Origin of the sequence: Inquilinus ginsengisoli, assembly GCF_050434925.1 — a bacterium.
Classification (GTDB): domain Bacteria; phylum Pseudomonadota; class Alphaproteobacteria; order DSM-16000; family Inquilinaceae; genus Inquilinus; species Inquilinus ginsengisoli_B.
This window is the reverse complement of sequence record NZ_JBNDJK010000001.1, coordinates 109,287-125,632: the sequence shown is the minus strand read 5'-3', so window position 1 is coordinate 125,632 and position 16,346 is coordinate 109,287. Positions and strand designations below refer to the sequence as shown.

At 72.4% G+C, this 16,346-nt stretch carries 12 protein-coding genes; 6 read left to right on the top strand and 6 right to left on the bottom strand.

Going from position 1 to position 16,346, the window contains the following annotated elements:
• Nucleotides 1–26: 26 nt before the first annotated feature.
• Genes addA through tsaE form a run of 3 tightly spaced genes read right to left on the bottom strand, consistent with a single transcriptional unit; the run spans nucleotide 27 to nucleotide 6,891 of the window.
• Complete coding sequence (gene addA / locus QFZ27_RS00615) at nucleotides 27–3,482, bottom strand: double-strand break repair helicase AddA (RefSeq protein WP_429224143.1); 3,456 nt, start codon at nucleotides 3,480–3,482, stop codon at nucleotides 27–29.
• The gene (addB, locus tag QFZ27_RS00610) at nucleotides 3,479–6,424 is read right to left on the bottom strand and encodes a double-strand break repair protein AddB (protein ID WP_429224142.1); all 2,946 of its coding nucleotides are present in this window, start codon (nucleotides 6,422–6,424) and stop codon (nucleotides 3,479–3,481) included. The genes addA and addB overlap by 4 nt, the downstream gene beginning before the upstream one ends.
• Nucleotides 6,421–6,891, bottom strand: a complete 471-nt coding sequence (gene tsaE, locus QFZ27_RS00605; protein WP_429224141.1) for a tRNA (adenosine(37)-N6)-threonylcarbamoyltransferase complex ATPase subunit type 1 TsaE — start codon at nucleotides 6,889–6,891, stop codon at nucleotides 6,421–6,423. Before tsaE ends, addB begins: the two co-directional genes overlap by 4 nt.
• Nucleotides 6,892–7,005: 114 nt before the next feature.
• On the opposite strand from tsaE, the gene QFZ27_RS00600 reads away from it, so the two are divergent.
• Nucleotides 7,006–8,022 (top strand): NAD(P)/FAD-dependent oxidoreductase, encoded by a 1,017-nt coding sequence (locus QFZ27_RS00600; protein ID WP_429224140.1) that lies wholly within the window; start codon nucleotides 7,006–7,008, stop codon nucleotides 8,020–8,022.
• On the opposite strand, the gene QFZ27_RS00595 is transcribed toward QFZ27_RS00600, so the two are convergent.
• Complete coding sequence (locus tag QFZ27_RS00595; RefSeq protein ID WP_429224139.1) at nucleotides 8,014–8,619, bottom strand: LysE family translocator; 606 nt, start codon at nucleotides 8,617–8,619, stop codon at nucleotides 8,014–8,016. The two genes, QFZ27_RS00600 and QFZ27_RS00595, sit on opposite strands and share 9 nt — an antisense overlap.
• Before the next feature lie 124 nt (nucleotides 8,620–8,743).
• Here QFZ27_RS00595 and QFZ27_RS00590 point away from each other — a divergent pair, with 124 nt between their 5' ends.
• The 3 genes from QFZ27_RS00590 (at nucleotide 8,744) to QFZ27_RS00580 (ending at nucleotide 11,546) form a co-directional block, all read left to right on the top strand.
• Nucleotides 8,744–9,355, top strand: a complete 612-nt coding sequence (locus QFZ27_RS00590; protein WP_429224138.1) for a helix-turn-helix transcriptional regulator — start codon at nucleotides 8,744–8,746, stop codon at nucleotides 9,353–9,355.
• 11 nt (nucleotides 9,356–9,366) lie between these two features.
• On the top strand, nucleotides 9,367–10,503 hold the full coding sequence (locus QFZ27_RS00585) for an aminotransferase class I/II-fold pyridoxal phosphate-dependent enzyme (RefSeq protein ID WP_429224137.1): 1,137 nt from the start codon (nucleotides 9,367–9,369) through the stop codon (nucleotides 10,501–10,503).
• 77 nt (nucleotides 10,504–10,580) lie between these two features.
• A complete protein-coding gene (locus QFZ27_RS00580; protein ID WP_429224136.1) occupies nucleotides 10,581–11,546 on the top strand; it encodes a hypothetical protein in 966 nt (321 codons plus the stop codon).
• Between the two features lie 12 nt (nucleotides 11,547–11,558).
• Here the strand turns inward: QFZ27_RS00580 and QFZ27_RS00575 are convergent, their stop codons facing one another.
• Both QFZ27_RS00575 and ahcY read right to left on the bottom strand, forming a co-directional pair.
• Nucleotides 11,559–12,665 carry a calcium-binding protein gene (locus tag QFZ27_RS00575; RefSeq protein ID WP_429224135.1) on the bottom strand — a complete coding sequence of 369 codons (1,107 nt, stop codon included), beginning with the start codon at nucleotides 12,663–12,665 and terminating at the stop codon, nucleotides 11,559–11,561.
• Between the two features lie 198 nt (nucleotides 12,666–12,863).
• Nucleotides 12,864–14,168, bottom strand: a complete 1,305-nt coding sequence (ahcY, locus tag QFZ27_RS00570) for an adenosylhomocysteinase (RefSeq protein ID WP_429224134.1) — start codon at nucleotides 14,166–14,168, stop codon at nucleotides 12,864–12,866.
• A gap of 236 nt (nucleotides 14,169–14,404) precedes the next feature.
• Between ahcY and QFZ27_RS00565 the strand changes: the two genes are divergently transcribed.
• Nucleotides 14,405–15,172: a DeoR/GlpR family DNA-binding transcription regulator gene (locus QFZ27_RS00565; RefSeq protein ID WP_429224133.1), complete on the top strand. Its 768-nt coding sequence runs from the start codon at nucleotides 14,405–14,407 to the stop codon at nucleotides 15,170–15,172.
• An 11-nt stretch (nucleotides 15,173–15,183) separates the two neighbouring features.
• A complete protein-coding gene (locus tag QFZ27_RS00560; protein ID WP_429224132.1) occupies nucleotides 15,184–16,344 on the top strand; it encodes an MFS transporter in 1,161 nt (386 codons plus the stop codon).
• The last annotated feature ends 2 nt before the right edge of the window (nucleotides 16,345–16,346 follow it).

Below are 16,346 nucleotides of genomic sequence, written 5' to 3'. Positions count from 1 at the left end.
AGGGTAGGGACGGGAACGGAACAAGGTCAAGCCGATGCGCCGGGGGCATGCCGGTCCAGCGTCCCGGGCGGGAGTTCCATCAGCCTTGGACCCTCGGTCCACAACAGCGCGCAGCGCACTGTCCGGCCTGGATAAACCAGGCGCAGCGCGGCGCGGTAGGCGGCCATCTGCACCAGGTAGGCGCGCGGCACCGCCTCGATGCTGGCCGGTGGCGGGCGGTTGGTCTTGTAGTCGACCACCAGCACCGAATCGGGCGTCACCACCAGCCGATCGATCTGACCGGACAGGGCGCGGCCCTCGACCAGGCCGACCACCGGCACCTCGGCCCTACTGCCGGGGCCGAACAGCGCCTCGAAGCCGGGCTGGCCCAGCACCGCCAGGGTGGTGGCCACGATCTCCGCCTGCTCGGCCTCGTCGCGGCCATGCTGCGGCCGGGCCAGATAGCGCCGCGCCGCCGCCTCGCGCGCCTCGGGCGGCAGGTCGGGCAGCGCCTGCAGCAGGGCGTGGATCAGCGCGCCGCGGCGGAACCGGCCCTGGTCGCTGCCGTCCAGCGGCGACCGGGCCGGTGGCTCGACCTCGGGCCGCGACGGAGTCAGCGGCCGGGTCGGGTCGGGCTCCGGCGGCGGCGGACGGTGCAGCCAGTCCGGCGCCGGCACCGCGGCGGTGGCTTCCGGCGCGACGGCCTCGGGCCCGGCGGCGCGGTCGGCCTGGGGGCGGTGCAGGCGCAGGCCCCCGCCTTCGACTCCCGGGCCTTCGATGCCGTCGATCGCCACCGTCGCGGCGTCGGGCAGGGTCGCCAGCCCGTCGCGGACCAGATGGTACCAGCAGCCATCGGCCGGCTTGCCGCGCTCGGTGGCGTAGTGGCCGCACAGATACAGCCGGTCCTCGGCCCGGGTCAGGGCGACGTACAGCAGGCGGCGGTACTCCTGGTCGCGGCGGCGGTCGGCGCGCTCCATCGCCTCGCGATAGGCCGGCGGCCGGTCCGCCGCGCGCGGCGCCCACAGCGGCACCGGCAGCGCCTCATCCGGCCACAGGATCTTCTCGCCGGACCGGGCGCCGCCGCGCGGCATGCCGACCAGGTCGGGCAGGATCACGATCGGCGCCTGCAGGCCCTTCGACCCGTGCACGGTCATGATCCGCACCTGGCCGTCGCCCTGCTCCTGCTCGCGCTTGATCTCGGTGGTGCCGGTCTCCAGCCAGTGCAGGAAGCGCTGCAGCGACGGCGGCAGCTGCCGCTCGAAGCCCAGGGCCAGCGACAGCAGCTCGTCCAGCGGGTCCTCCGCCTCCGGCCCCAGCCGGCCCAGCATGGCGCGGCGGCCGGAGACCCGGTCGCCCGGGCAGGGCTGGGCCAGCACGCCGGAGAGCAGCTCGAACGGCGCCTGGAAGTCGACCCGGTCCAGGATCTCCGACAGCCACGCCCGCGCCGCCTTCACCGCCGGGTCGGGCGAGGTGGCCATCGCTCCCCACAGCGTGCTGCGCCGGCCATGGGCCAGGGCGAACAGCCGGTCGTCGTCGAAGCCGACCAGCGGGCCTTTCAGCAGCTCGGCCAGCGACAGGTCGTCCTCCGGCAGCAGCAGGAAGCGGGCCAGGGCCATCAGGTCCATCACCGCCAGCTGCCCGGTCAGGACCATGCGGTCCATGCCGCCGACAGGGACATCAGCCGCCTTCAGCGCCCGCATCAGCTCGACGAAGAAGCGGTTGCGGGTGCGTACCAGGATCAGCACGTCGCCGGGCCGGATCGGCCGGCCCTTCGACTCCAGGATCGTGCCGTCGCGCAGCCAGCCGGCGATGCGCGCCGCGATCAGCCGGGCCAGCCGGGCGCCGGGGTCGCTGATGCCGCGCTGCTCGGTCGGCGGCTCCCAGGCCGGGGCCTCGTCGCTCTCGCTCGGGCCCAGCAGCGGCCACAGCTCGACCAGCCCGCCATGCAGCCGCCGGCGCTCCGACACGAAATGGTGCGGTGGCTCCGGTGCCACCCCGTCCAGCGCCGGGCCGCGGGCGAACACGGCGTCGACCAGCTCCAGCACCGCGGAGACTGAGCGGAACGACGTCTCCAGCGGGATGGTCCGGAACGGCCGTTCGGCCTCGCGGCTGCGGCGGTCGAACAGGCCATGCACCCGGCTGAACTCGGCCGGGTCGGCGCCCTGGAAGCTGAAGATCGACTGCTTCTCGTCGCCGACCACGAAGACGGTGCGGTCGACATCCTCGCGGGCGCCGAGGCCGGCGAAGAACTCGTTCGTCAGCGCCTCGACCACGCGCCACTGCTCCGGGCTGGTGTCCTGGGCCTCGTCGATCAGCACATGGTCGATGCCGCCATCCAGCTTGAACAGCACCCAGGCCGACTTGCCCGGCCGCTCCAGCAGGTCGCCGGCCTGCAGGATCAGGTCGTCATAGTCCAGCAGGGCACGCCGCGCCTTCTCGGCCCGGTAGCGCTCGATCAGCGCCGCGCCCAGGGTCAGCAGCGCCGCGGTGGCGTCGGCGGTCTCGGCGGCGCGCAGCCGCTCGGTCAGGGCCAGGATGCGCTCCGCCTCCGCCTGCAGCGCTTCGAGCACGCCGGACCTGGATGCGGCGGCCTTGGTCGCGAGGGTCTTGAAGATGGTGCCGTCCTTGGTCAGGAAGGCGCGCAGATACTCGCCCCACCGGCCGACGCGCCCGTCCAGGTCCTCCAGCCAGTTGGCGATGGTGGTGCCGCGGTCCTGATCTTTCGTCGCGCCGCTGTCCAGCAGGGCGTAGGCCGCGGTGCGCACCGCGGCGCAATCGAGGGCCGAATCATCGCAGGCCTCCCGCAGCAGGCTGTCGGCGGTGGCGCCCTCGGGCAGGTCCAGCGCGCGGCGGATCCCGGCCACCAGGGATTCCAGCCCGCCATGCCCGTCCAGCAGGCGGGTCAGCTGGCCGCGCTCGGCCACCATGGCGCGCACGATCTCGCCGAACTCGTCGGCACCGACCGCGGCCGCCACCCGGTCGACCGCCCAGCCCAGCCCGTCATCCTCCAGCACCTGGCGGCGCACCCGCTCCAGCATCTCGGCGGCGCTGCGGTCGTCGATCAGCTCGAATTGCGGCGGCAGCCCGGCCTCGACCGGGAAGCGGCGCAGCAACGACTGGCAGAAGCTGTGCACGGTCTGGATCCGCATCCCGCCGGGCACGTCCAGCACCCGGGCGAACAGCCGTCGCGCCTCGGTCTGCACCGCGGTGGCGGGCGGCGCGCCCATCAGGTCGGCCAGCTCCAGTTGCAGCCGGTCGTCCGGCATCGTCGCCCAGCGCGCCAGGGTGGCGGCGATGCGATTTGCCATCTCGGCCGCGGCGGCGCGGGTGAAGGTGATGCACAGGATGCGGTCGGGCGCGGTGCCCGCCAGCATCAGCCGCAGCACCCGGTCGGTCAGCACCTTGGTCTTGCCGGTGCCGGCCGAGGCGCCGACCCAGACCGACCGCCCGGGGTCGGACGCCTCGCGCTGCGTCGCGGTCGGGTCGGGGCGGATCAGGCTCATTCCTCGCCGCCCCCCGCCGACCATTCCTTGACCCGGGCCAGATGGGCGTAGTCGGAGAAGCGGGGCGCCACGCCGCGCGGCTGCGACAGGTACGGCGTCTCCGGCAGGTCGAAGCGGGCGACCAGCCCGTGCAGCCCGGCCAGCGCCTGCTCGGCCAGGGCGGCGAAATCGCCCTCGGCCGGCTTCACCGGCCTGATCTCGCCGGCCGTGGCGGCGCCGGACAGGCGCCAATGCTCCAGCCCGGCCACCGGCACGCCCTGGGGCACGCCGGGGAAGCCGCCGTCGCGGATCATCATCGCCTCCAGCGGCAGCTGCGGCTGGTGCCCGGCCAGGATCTGCGGGTTGCTCGGCACCACGCCGGTCTTGTAGTCGACCACCACCAGCCCGTCCGGGCCCTGGTCGATGCGGTCGGCGATGCCGGACAGGGCGAAAGGCCCGGCCGGGGCGGGCAGGGTTACCAGCCCCTTCTGCTCGGTCAGGATCGCCCGCCGCCCGGCCGTGCGCAGCCGCGCCTCGGTCTCGACGAACCAGGCGGCGATGCGGGCGAAGCGGGGCCACCAGAAGGTGCGGATGTCCGGCCCCGGCGGCAGCTTCGCGAACTCCGCCCGGCCCAGCGCCAGCAGCCGGTCCAGCGCGTCCGGCGGCAGCGCCTCGGGATAGGCCTGCAGAAAGGCGGCCAGGGCGTCGTGAATGGCGATGCCGCGCTCGGCCGCGCCCGGCTCGGCCTCGATCGGGTCCAGCGGCTCCAGCCCCAGCACCATCCGGGCGTAGATGGCGTAGGGGTCCTGCATCCAGACCGAGATCTGGGTCACCGACAGGCGCCGCGGCCGGGCGGCCACCGGGGGCTTCGGCCGGGGCGGCGCCACCGGCCGCACCGCATCCGGCTGGTCGATGTGCCGGGCCAAAGCGCGCCAGTCGCGCGCCGGCGGCGCCAGGGCCAGGCCGGCGCCGTCCAGCACCGCCTGCAGCCGCAGCAGCCAGCGCGACGGCACGGTCGGCGTGCCCTCCACCTTCTCCGCCCGGGTCAGATAGACCTCGGCCCCGGCGGCGGCCTGGGCAAAGTCGTTGGCGGCCAGGCCGATCCGCCGCTCCGGCGCCGGCAGGCCGAACTGCCGCCGCATCGGCCGCGACAGCCAGGGGTCGGCGGCGGGCGCGGACGGCCAGGTGCCCTCGTTCAGCCCGCCCAGCACGATGCGGTCGAACCGCGCCATCCGGCCTTCGACCGGGCCCAGGATCGCCAGTCGCGGGTGGCGGCCCCAACGCGGCCGCACCACCGCCCCGTCCAGCATTGCCTCGAACAGGCCGGGCCAGTCCGGACCGGGGATCGGCGGGAAGCCGTCGAAGCCGGCCAGCAGCTCCTCGGCCAGGGCCTGCGCCGCCTCGCCGTCCTCGGCCCGCCACAGCCGGGCGGGGCCGGACTCGGCATCGGTCGCCGCCAGGGCCTCGGCGCAGGCAATGTGCAGCCGCAGCAGTTCGGCCGGAGACTGGCCGTCGGCGCGCACCGCGTCGATAAAGGGGCCGAGGATGGCGGCGACCTTGTCCAGCCACAGGCCCAGAGACGGCCCCGCGCCGCTGGCCGCCAGCGCCGCCTTCAGGCCGGCGATGCCCGCCTCCGGCGCCGGGCCACGCAGCACCCGGCGCTCCAGCCGCCGCAGCGCCTCGCGGAACAGGCCGATCGGCTCGCCGCCGGCCGCCAGCGGGTGCTTCAGCAGGGCCAGCACCGACAGCGGCGAGGCGTCGCGGAAGGCGACGTCGGCGACCAGCCGCAGATAGGCCCCGACCGGGGTGTCGGCCAGGGGCCGGCCGGCCGAATCGTCGACCGCCACCTGCCAGCGGGTCAGCTGCGCCGCCACTCGGCGGGCCAGGTCGCGGTCCGGCGTCACCAGCGCGGCGGTGCGGCCCGGGGTCTCCAGCACCTCGCGCAGCAGCAGGGCGATGACACCGGCCTCCTCCTGCGACGTGGCGCAGTCGATCCGCACCAGCCCGGCCAGCGCCGCGGCGTCCAGCCCGACAGGGCTGCGCCAGGCATCGGTGGTGCCCGCCGGCCGCATCACCTCGCGCAGCAGCACGGCGCGGTCCGGCCCGCTGGGGGCTGGGCCAGGCCAGTCGGCGACCGCCATCCGGTCGACGGCCAGCCCTTCCAGCATCCGCTTCAGCGGCTGCTGCGGGTGGCCGTCATCGAGCTGGTCCCAGCTCTCGCCATCCATGAAGCGGTCCAGGCCCGGCAGCACCAGCGCCCCCTGCGGCAGCGACGCGACCACGCGCAGCAGCCCGATCTCGGCCGGGTTGGTGCCCAGCAGGCCGACAGCGATCACCGGGTCGGCCGGGGGCGTGGCGGTCCAGGCCTGGGCCTGGGCCCGGGTCAGCCGGGCCCGCCATTCGGCCGGGTCGAGGGCGTCGAGCTCGCGCAGCACCTCGGGCCAGGTCTCGGTGACGATGCGCAGGAAGCGCAGCGTCTCCTGCCAATGCTCGGCCAGCTCTTCCGGCGCCAGCCCGTCCAGCCGGTCGAAGCCCAGCCCTTCGGCCTGGACCTCGTCCAGCAGCCGGGCCAGCGCCGCCGCCAGATGCATCGCCTGGTCGGCGCCGACCTCCTGGTCCCCGCGCGCCAGGACCAGCCTGGCCAGCAGGATCTGCCGCTGCCGCGGCTGGATCGCCGGCGGCAGTTCCAGCGCCTCGGCCACCGCCGGGGTCTCGCCGGCGGCCAGGCCCAGCGCGTCGGCGTCGATGTCGCCGACCGGCAGCAGCCGGGGCAGCAGCAGGGGTTTGCCCTCCGCTGCGCGGAGGAAGGCGTCGCGCAGAGTGGTGCCGGCCCGCCGGCTGGGCAGCAGCACGGTCATGGCGCCCAAGGCCAGCGGGTCGCCCGCGGCCTGGGCCAGCAGGCCGCGCGCCAGCGCGTCGGCGACGCCGCCGCTGGCCGGAATGGTGAAGACCCGCGGGATCATGGCTCCTCGCGCAGGGCCCGGGCCAGGGCTGCGCCGCGGCCGCCCAGGCCGATGATGCTGGCGACGCGGCCGTCGCCCGGGCCGTGGGTCAGCTCGATCTTCAGCCGGTCGGCCGGCGTCAGCGACCCCAGCCGGTCCGGCCATTCCACCAGGCAGATGCCCAGCCGCGCCTCGTCCCAGCCCAGCTCCAGCACCTCGTCCGGCGCCGCCAGCCGGTACAGGTCGAAATGCCACAGCTCGCCCGCCGGCAGGTCGTAGGACTGGACCAGGGTGAAGGTCGGGCTCGGCACCTCCAGCTCCGGCTCGCCCGCGGCGGCGCGGATCAGGGCGCGGGCCAGGAAGGATTTGCCGGCGCCCAGGTCGCCGGCGAGGAGGACGATGTCGCCGGGCTGCAGCAGCGCCGCCAGCCGCGCCGCCAGGGCTGCGGTCGCGGCTTCGTCGGGCAGGTCGAGGGTGAATCGGAACATCGGCCGATTGTTCGCATACCGGGGCAGATGCGTCACGCACGTGTCGCATCGCGATGGTGCGCCGGGCCGCGGAACCGGCTATCCCATCGGGGTCTGGAGCTCCGGAGAACCGCCATGCCGACCCCGCACCGCACCGACGTCGCCATCATCGGGGCCGGCCCGGTCGGGCTGTTCGCGGTGTTCGAATGCGGCATGCTGAAGATGAAATGCCATGTCGTCGACGTGCTCGACGTCCAGGGCGGGCAATGCGCCGCGCTGTATCCGGAAAAGCCGATCTACGACATCCCCGGCCAGCCGCGCATCGAGGCGGCGGAGCTGATCGACCGGCTGGTGGCGCAGGCGGCACCCTTCGCCCCGGTCTACCATCTCGGCCAGCGGGTCGAGACCCTGGCCCGCCAGCCGGGCGGCCGCTGGCTGGTCGGCACCAGCGCGGACACGCAGATCGACGCCGCGGCGGTGATCGTCGCCGCCGGGGTCGGCGCCTTCGGCCCGAACCGGCCGCCGCTGGCCGGGATCGAGGCCTATGAGAACCGCTCGGTCTTCTACATGGTGACGCGGAAGGAGGCGCTGCGCGGCAAGCGGGTGGTGGTGGCCGGCGGCGGCGACAGCGCGCTCGACTGGTCGATCCTGCTGGCCGACATCGCCGCCAAGGTCATGGTGGTGCACCGGCGCGACAAGTTCCGCGGCGCGCCGGACAGTGTCGCCAAGCTGCATGCCCTGGCCGAGGCCGGGAAGATCGAGCTGGTCACGCCCTACCAGCTGCACGGGCTGGAGGGGGCGGGCGGAGAGCTTGCCGCCGTCACCGTGGCGACGCTGGAGGGCGAGGTGCGGCGGCTCGACGCCGATGTGCTGCTGCCCTTCTTCGGCCTGTCGATGAATCTCGGGCCGATCGCCGATTGGGGCCTGGCGCTGGACAAGAGCCACATCGCCATCGACCAGGCGACGGCGGCGACCAGCGCGCCCGGCATCTTCGCCGTCGGCGACATCGCCACCTATCCGCACAAGCTGAAGCTGATCCTGACCGGCTTCGCCGAGGCCGCCTCGGCCGCCCATGCCATCCACCCGCTCGCCCATCCGGGCGAGGTGCTGCATTTCGAATATTCGACCACCTCGGGTGTGCCGTCAGCCTAACAGCTCCGCCGCGATCGGGTACAGCGAGCCGACCAGCAGCAGCGCCATGCCGAGGTTGAAGGCGCGGACCGCTGCGGGGGCGTGCAGCACCCGGCGCAGGGCGATGCCGAACAGCGCCCAGCAGCCGACGCTGGGCAGGTTCACCAGCCCGAACACCACGGTGACGATCGCCAGGTTGCCCAGGAACCCCACCTGCGGCGTGTAGGTGGCGATGGCGCCCACCGCCATCACCCAGGCCTTGGGGTTGACCCATTGGAACGCCGCGGCCTCCAGGAAGGTCATCGGCCGCCCGGCCTCGTCGCCGGCCGAGATCGGTCCGGACCGCGCGATCTTCCAGGCCAGATACAGCAGATAGGCGGCGCCGCCGTATTTCAGCAGCTCGTACAGCAGCGGCCAGGCGGCGAAGGCGGCGCCCAGCCCCAGCCCGACCGCGGCCACCATCACCGTGAAGCCGACGACAATGCCGATCATGTGCGGCACCGTCCGGCGGAAGCCGAAGCTGAGGCCGGAGGCGGTCACCATGATGTTGTTCGGCCCCGGCGTGATCGAGGTGACGAAGGCGAACAGGACGAAGGAGGAGAGCAGCTCTGGCGTCATGGGCCGCAGAGTGGCGTGGCGGCGATATGGAGACAATCGGAACATTGTCCCGGACAATTCTTCGATAGGGCGCATTCAATCTCCATGCTAGACTCATACGAACTGTCTGATTAAGACAATTCGTATGGAATGGACGTCGCGATACGACGCGGTCGCCGAGGCGATCGCCACCCTGCTCGGCCCGGAGGCCGAGGTGGTGCTGCATGACCTCGCCACCGACCGGATCCTGCGGATCGTCAACCCGCTGTCGCGCCGCCAGGCCGGCGACCCGTCGCTGCTGGACCTGGAGGAGGGCGACTTGGCGCCCGGGCGCGGCGTGCTCGGCCCCTATGAGAAGGCCGGGCCGTCCGGCGACCGCATCCGCTCGGTCAGCGCCGTGCTGCCGGGCGATGACGGCCGTCCCGCCGGCCTGCTCTGCGTCAATCTCGGCCTTGGCCGGGTCGATGCCGCCGCCCGGCTGCTGGCGGGGCTGTTCCCGCCGCCGGCGCCGCGGCCGGAGCCGCTGTTCCGGCGCGACTGGCGTGAGGCGATCAACCTGATCCTGCGCGACCGCCTCGCCGCCGCGGGCCTGTCCGCCGACCGTCTCGATCGCGCCGGGCGGATCGCGCTGGTCGCCGCGATCGACGCCGAAGGTCTTTTGGAGATGCGCCACGCCGCCGCCTATGTCGCGGCCCAGCTCGGCATCTCCCGCGCCACCCTGTATGCCGACCGGGCCGCGGCCCGGACCGCCGCCTGAGGAGTTCTCCGATGTCCCTGCCCGAATTCGCGCTCGAAGCCTATTTCGCGCGCTGGGAGTTCACTGCCCGCCACAATCTCTGCGCCTCCGACATGGAGTCGCTGACGCTGACCGATCTCCTGGCCCTCGGCACGCCGGCGCAGCGCAAGGCCTGGGACCGACTGTGGCTCGGCTACACCGAGACCGCCGGTGCGCCGTCGCTGCGGGCCGCGATCGCCGGCATGTATGCCGGGCCGGAGGCCGACGACGTCGCGGTCACGGTCGGGGCGGGAGAGGCGATCTTCCAATCGGTGCGGGCGCTGCTGGGCCCGGACGACCATGCGGTGACGCTGATTCCGAACTACCAGTCGCTCGAGGCGGTGGCCGCCAGTGTCTGCGCCGTCACCGGCGTGCCGCTCGACCCGGCTCCGGAGTCGGAATACGGCTGGTCTCTCGACCCGGACCGGATCGCCGCGGCGCTGCGGCCCAACACCAGGGCCATCATCCTGAACGTGCCGCACAACCCGACCGGCTGGCTGCCGCCACGGCCGGTGTTCGACGCGATCGTCGAGCTCGCCCGGTCGCGCGGGATCTGGATTCTGTCGGACGAAGTCTATCGCGGGCTGGAGCGGCGCGAGGAGGAGCGCCTGCCGCCGGCGGTCCAGCTGTATGAGCGCGCCCTGTCGGTCGGGGTGCTGTCCAAGACCTACGGCCTGCCCGGGCTGCGCCTCGGCTGGGTCGCCTGCCGCGACCGCGAGCTGCTGCGCCGGATCGTGCGACAGAAGGACTATACCACCCTCTGCGCCCCGGCGCCGAGCGAGGCGCTGGGCGAGATCGCGATCGGCGCCCGCGACCATCTTGTGGCCCGTAGCCGTGCCCTGGTCGCCCGGAACCTGCCGCTGCTCGACGCCTTCTTCGCCCGCCACGCCAACCGCTTCGAGTGGCGGGTGCCGGCGGCCGGCTGCATCGCCTTCCCGCGCTATCTCGGGGAGGAGGGCGTGGACGCCTTCGCCGACGACCTGGTCGAGCGCTCGGGCGTGCTGCTGCTGCCGGCGCGGGTCTACCGCTCCGCCCTCGGCCCGGTGCCGGCGGACCGCTTCCGCATCGGCTTCGGCCGCGCCGACATGCCGGAATCCCTGGCGGCGCTGGAGGCGCATCTCTCCGCCTGACGGCCTGCGACGCGATGGCGGAGAGGCGCGGCCCCGCCGCAGCGTGTAGGGTGCGGCCGGACCACCGGGAAGTGATCATGCTGCGCCGTCTCGCCGTCACCCTGCTGTTGCTGCTGCCGGCCCTGCCCGCGGCGGCGGCCGACCAGACTCTGGGCACCTTTCGCGGCACGGTCGCGGGCACCGGCGGCGAGACCGAGACGATCGAGGGCTTCGCGGTCGTGGTGAAGGACGATCGCGGCCGCTTCGTCCTCGGCATGACCGCGACCGGCGAGGGGGTGATCCGCGCCCGCCAGATCCAGCTGCTGCTGCCGGCCGAGGTCGCGCCGGGCGATCTCCCGGTCGGCAGCTACGATTCGGCCCGGCACGACAAGGACGGCAAGGCCGCCGGCGCGCTCTACCTCGCCATCGGCGCGGACGGGTCGCGGGTGCGCGACTGCCGGCTGGTGCCGCAGGGGACGGTCGAGATCTCCGCCGTCTCGCCCTTCGCCGGCACGCTGAACTTCACCTGCCGCGATTCGTCGGAAGCGACGCTGTCGCTGACCTTCGACGCGGTGCCGGTCGACCCGAACCAGGTGGTGCCGTCCGAGCCGGCGGCCGCCTCCGCCGGCCCGGGCCGGGTCAGCACCAAGGTCGGCGCCCCGGTCAACGCCACCATCACCGGCACCGGCTCGGCCAAGCGCCAGGCCGCCGGCAGCCGGCTGCTGCTGCTGTATCTGGAGCAGGAGCGCGACGTCCACGGCACCAAGCAGATGATGCCGGTCGGTGCCGTGGTGGTCGCGCTGCCGAAGGATGCCGCCCTCGGCGCGCACGACCTGAAGCCGTTCTCCCAGGCAGTCGCGGCCGACAAATCGGCGACCGATTACGGCGTCTCCTTCAGCCTGGAGGCCGGCGACGGCTCGATCGACGGCTGCGACCAGTCGGCGAGCGGCACCCTGACCCTGACGGGTCTGGACCCGCTCGCCGGCTCGGCCCGTTTCACCTGCGCCGACCAGAACGACCTGTCGGTCGAGAGCGACTTCGACGGCATCCCCACGACCGACTGATCGATCGCCCGGCTAGAGCACGAAGTCGGAGACCACCAGGCCGATGGATCCGGTCAACTGGATGTGGAAGTCGGAGACGCCGTCGCCGTTGACGTCGCCGGCGACGGTGGTGGTGCCGCCGACGACGGAATAGCGCAACTCTCCCGCGTCGCCGCTGTAGAGCGCGGCGCCGATGAAGGCGAAGGCCTGGTTGCCCGCCAGCGTCGTGTCGGCGTCGATCGCCGACAGGTCGATGCGGTCGCCCTGGGCATGGCTGAAATCGGTGATCCGGTCGGCATTGGCCCCGACCACGCTGTGATTGGTCTGGGAGAAGGTGAAGGTATCGGCCCCGCCGCCGCCGGTCAGCGTATCCTTGCCGGCCCAGCCGTTCAGCACATTGGCGCTCGCGTTGCCGATGATGATGTCGCCGACGGTGCTGCCGTTGACGTTCTCGATGCTGCTGTAGCTGTCGCCCTGGGCATTGCCGCCGCTGCCGACGCCGGTGGCCAGGTTCACGGTCACGGCCACCTCGTTCTCGGTGTAGGTGACGTAGTCGACGCCGTTGCCGCCGTCGAGGATGTCCATGCCGGCCCCTCCGCGCAGCACGTCGTTGCCGTCGCCGCCGGACAGGAAATCGGCCCCGGCATTGCCGGTCAGGGTGTTGCCGCCGGAATTGCCGATCAGGGTGTCGGCAGCGGCGCCGCCGGTTCCGCTCAGGTTGAAGCCGCCGGTCAGGATCAGCCGCTCGACATATTGCGGCAGGATGTAGGAGACACTGGAATAGATCGTGTCGGTGCCGTCGTCGGCCGAATATTCGGTGATGACGTCGCCGGCCGAATCGACGACATACGTGTCGTCGCCGAAATTGCCGACCATGGTATCGTTGCCGGCACCGCCGGAGAGATAGTCGTCGCCGCCACCGCCATCCATGTAGTCGGTCCCGGCCCCGCCATAGGCGGTGTCGTGGTCGGCGCCGCCCTGGATATAGTCGTCCCCGTCCTCACCATAGAGCGTGTCGTTGCCGCCGCCGCCATAGAGCGTGTCGTTGCCGGCCAAGCCGTGGAAGATGTCATCGCCGTTGTCGTCGGAATTGGGCGGCGGCAGAGTGTCGTCGCCACTGGTGCCTGTGAATGTGGTCATGAAGCCCCTCAAAAGTTAGGAATTAAGTATCGGTCCCCGTATCCGAAACGGACGATAGTTAATGTTGACGGCTTTATTTGGGCACGAAAATGATAAAAGCAGAATGTCCCACGTCCGAAATGGAGCGGTGGGTGGCGGGTACAAAAAAGCCCCCGCCGGAGGGCGGGGGCTGGTCTCGATCGAAACCCCGAGGGGTGATCAGTAGCGGTAGTGGTCCGGCTTGTACGGGCCCTGCGTCGGCACGCCGATGTACTCGGCCTGCTTCGGCGTCAGCTGGGTCAGCTTGGCGCCGATCTTGTCCAGGTGCAGCGCCGCGACCTTCTCGTCGAGGTGCTTCGGCAGCACGTAGACCTTGCGCTCGTAGTTGGCGTGGTTCTGCCACAGCTCGATCTGCGCCAGCACCTGGTTGGTGAAGCTGGCCGACATCACGAAGCTGGGGTGGCCGGTGCCGCAGCCCAGGTTGACCAGCCGGCCCTGGGCCAGGACGATCAGGCGCTTGCCGTCCGGGAACACCACCTCGTCGACCTGCGGCTTGACCTCCTCCCACTTGTAGTTGCGGAGGCCGTCGATCTGGATCTCGCTGTCGAAGTGGCCGATGTTGCAGACGATGGCGCGGTCCTTCATCGCCCGCATGTGGTCGAGCGTGATGACGTCGACATTGCCGGTGGCGGTGACGAAGATGTCGCCGATCGGCGCCGCCTCGTCCATGGTCACCACCTGGTAGCCTTCCATCGCCGCCTGCAGGGCGTTGATCGGATCGATCTCGGTGACCATGACCCGGGCGCCCTGGCTGCGCAGCGAGGCGGCCGAGCCCTTGCCGACATCGCCGTAGCCGGCGACGACCGCGACCTTGCCGGCCATCATCACGTCGGTGGCGCGCTTGATGCCGTCGACCAGGCTCTCGCGGCAGCCATACAGGTTGTCGAACTTCGACTTGGTGACGCTGTCGTTGACGTTGATGGCGGGGACCTTGAGGGTGCCCTTCTTCATCATCTCATACAGGCGGTGCACGCCCGTGGTCGTCTCCTCGGACAGGCCGCGGACCTCGGCCAGCATCTCCGGATACTTGTCGTGCAGGATCTGGGTGACGTCGCCGCCATCGTCCAGGATCATGTTCGGGGTCCAGCCGCCCGGGCCGCGCAGCGTCTGCTCGATGCACCACCAGAACTCCTCCTCGGTCTCGCCCTTCCAGGCGAAGACCGGGACGCCGGCCGCGGCGATCGCGGCGGCGGCCTGGTCCTGGGTCGAGAAGATGTTGCAGGACGACCAGCGCACCGTGGCGCCCAGCGCCGTCAGCGTCTCGATCAGCACCGCGGTCTGGATGGTCATGTGCAGGCAGCCGACGATGCGGGCGCCCTTCAGCGGCTGCGAGGCGCCGAACTCCGCCCGCAGCGCCATCAGGCCGGGCATCTCGGTCTCGGCGATCGCGATCTCCTTGCGGCCCCAATTGGCGAGGCTGAGATCCTTGACCTTGTAGTCGGTGAAGGTGGCGGCGTCGGGCATCGAAGGCTCCTCGAGACAAAGCGGAATTGCCGCTGGGTGTAGCAGCCGGACCCGTCCGCCACAAGCATAAAGACATCTTTATATGTTTGATTTTGGGCGTGCGGCGGAGGTCGCGGGAGCCCTTGCCCCGATCTGCTGTTGTGCAGAGGAGGGCGGGCGCAGGCAGGAATGTTCTTTGCCGGTTCTTGCGTGTTCATGCCTGTTCGTGCATGATCCGGCGCAACCAAGTGACGCCCATGACCGACATCCTGCTGCCAGACGAACGCCGCAAGCGACTGCTCGACCTGCTCGCCGTCGACGGCAAGATCCTGGCCACCGCGGCCAGCGCCGTGCTCGGCGTGTCCGAGGACACGATCCGGCGCGACCTCAACGACCTTGCCCGTGCCGGGGCGGTGCGCCGCGTCCATGGCGGGGCGCTGCCGCTGACCCCCGCCACCGGCAGCTTCGCCGCCCGGGCGACCGAGCGGCCGGAGGCCAAGGCCGCGCTCGGCCGGGTGGCGGCCGGGCTGATCCGGCCGGGCGAGGTGGTGCTGCTCGACGGCGGCACCACCATGCTGGCGGTGGCGGAGGCGCTGCCGCCCGACCTGCGCTGCACCATCGTCACCCCGAACCTGCCGGCGGCGCTGGCCCTGACCCGGCACCCGTCGGTCGAGGTGGTGCTGCTCGGCGGCCGGGTCGACAAGGCCGACCAGGCCACCGTCGGCACCTCGGTGCTGGCCGCGCTGGACGGGTTGCGTGCCGATCTCTGCCTGCTCGGGGTGTGCAGCCTCGACGTCGAGGCCGGGCTCGGCGGCATGGACCATGAGGAGGCGCTGGTGAAGCGCCGCATGGTCGCCTGCGCCGGCCGGGTCGCCGCCGCCGTCACCGCCGACAAGCTGGGCACCGCCGCCCCGTTCCCGATCCTGCCGGTCGGGCGGCTGAACGCGCTGATCACCGAACGGTCGGCCGACGCCGCCCTCCTCGCCGCCTGTCGCCAGGCCGGCCTCACCCTGATCCTCGCCTGACCGGAGCCACCATGACCAGTTTCGCCGAGGGCACGACCGCGACCGCCGATCTCCGCGCCCCGCGCCTCGCCACCCGCGCCATGTTCCTGATCTGCGGCACCGTCACCGCCAGCTGGGCGCCGCAGGTGCCGCTGGCCAAGGCCCGGCTCGGCATCGACGACGGCGTGCTCGGCCTCGCCTTGCTCGGCATGGGCGCCGGGGCGATGGTGGCGATGCCGCTGGCCGGCTTCCTCGCCGCCCGCTTCAGCAGCCGGCTGATCACGGCGCTCGGCGGGCTGGTGATCTGCCTGTCGCTGCCGCTGATCATCCTGGCGCCGGACGCGTTGGCGCTTGGCCTCGCCCTGTTCCTGTTCGGCGCCGCCACCGGGTCGATGGACGTGGCCATGAACGTCCAGGCCGCGGCGGTCGAGGCCCGCGGCGGCCGCCCGTTGATGTCCTCGTTCCACGGCATGTTCAGCGTCGGCGGTCTGATCGGCGCCGGCGGCGCCAGCCTGATGCTCGGCCTCGGCCTGTCGCCCCTGGCCGTGGCCCTGGCGGTCAGCGGCCTGATGCTGGCGCTGCTGGCCGCCCAGGCCGGGTCGATGCTGCCGCCGGAACGCGGCGCCGCCCAGGCCGGGATGCGCTTCACCCTGCCGCGCGGCATCGTGCTGGTGCTCGGCCTTCTGACCTTCGTGCTGTTCCAGGCCGAGGGCGCCATCCTGGACTGGAGCGCCGTGTTCCTGCACGAGGCCCGCGGCCAGGACCCGGCCGTGGCCGGGCTCGGCTACGCCATGTTCGCGGTGGCGATGGCGGTGATGCGGCTGGCGGGCGACGGCATCACCAGCCGCTTCGGCGGCGAGGCCGTGGTCCGGCTCGGCTCCGCCCTGGCGGCGGCCGGCTTCCTGCTGGCGATCCTGACGCCCTGGCCGGTGGCCGGGCTGATCGGCTTCGCCCTGGTCGGAGTCGGCGCCGCCAATGTCGTGCCGGTGCTGTTCAGCGCCGCCGGCCGGGTGCCGGGCATGGCACCCGGGATGGCGATCTCGACCATCGCCACCCTCGGCTATTGCGGCATCCTGGTCGGCCCGGCGGCGATCGGCTTCATCGCCGATCATATCGGCCTGCCGGCCGCGCTCGGGATCGTGGCGGCGCTGCTGGTCGCGACCGCGGCCTCGGCCCGGGCAGTGCGGGTCTAGCC

Coding starts and splice junctions, on each gene's coding strand:
- QFZ27_RS00560 (WP_429224132.1), top strand. CDS start 15,184: ATGACCAGTTTCGCCGAGGGCACGACCGCGACCGCCGATCTCCGCGCC.
- addA (WP_429224143.1), bottom strand. CDS start 3,482: ATGAGCCTGATCCGCCCCGACCCGACCGCGACGCAGCGCGAGGCGTCC.
- QFZ27_RS00585 (WP_429224137.1), top strand. CDS start 9,367: ATGTCCCTGCCCGAATTCGCGCTCGAAGCCTATTTCGCGCGCTGGGAG.
- QFZ27_RS00590 (WP_429224138.1), top strand. CDS start 8,744: ATGGAATGGACGTCGCGATACGACGCGGTCGCCGAGGCGATCGCCACC.
- ahcY (WP_429224134.1), bottom strand. CDS start 14,168: ATGCCCGACGCCGCCACCTTCACCGACTACAAGGTCAAGGATCTCAGC.
- QFZ27_RS00580 (WP_429224136.1), top strand. CDS start 10,581: ATGCTGCGCCGTCTCGCCGTCACCCTGCTGTTGCTGCTGCCGGCCCTG.
- tsaE (WP_429224141.1), bottom strand. CDS start 6,891: ATGTTCCGATTCACCCTCGACCTGCCCGACGAAGCCGCGACCGCAGCC.
- QFZ27_RS00565 (WP_429224133.1), top strand. CDS start 14,405: ATGACCGACATCCTGCTGCCAGACGAACGCCGCAAGCGACTGCTCGAC.
- QFZ27_RS00575 (WP_429224135.1), bottom strand. CDS start 12,665: ATGACCACATTCACAGGCACCAGTGGCGACGACACTCTGCCGCCGCCC.
- addB (WP_429224142.1), bottom strand. CDS start 6,424: ATGATCCCGCGGGTCTTCACCATTCCGGCCAGCGGCGGCGTCGCCGAC.
- QFZ27_RS00600 (WP_429224140.1), top strand. CDS start 7,006: ATGCCGACCCCGCACCGCACCGACGTCGCCATCATCGGGGCCGGCCCG.
- QFZ27_RS00595 (WP_429224139.1), bottom strand. CDS start 8,619: ATGACGCCAGAGCTGCTCTCCTCCTTCGTCCTGTTCGCCTTCGTCACC.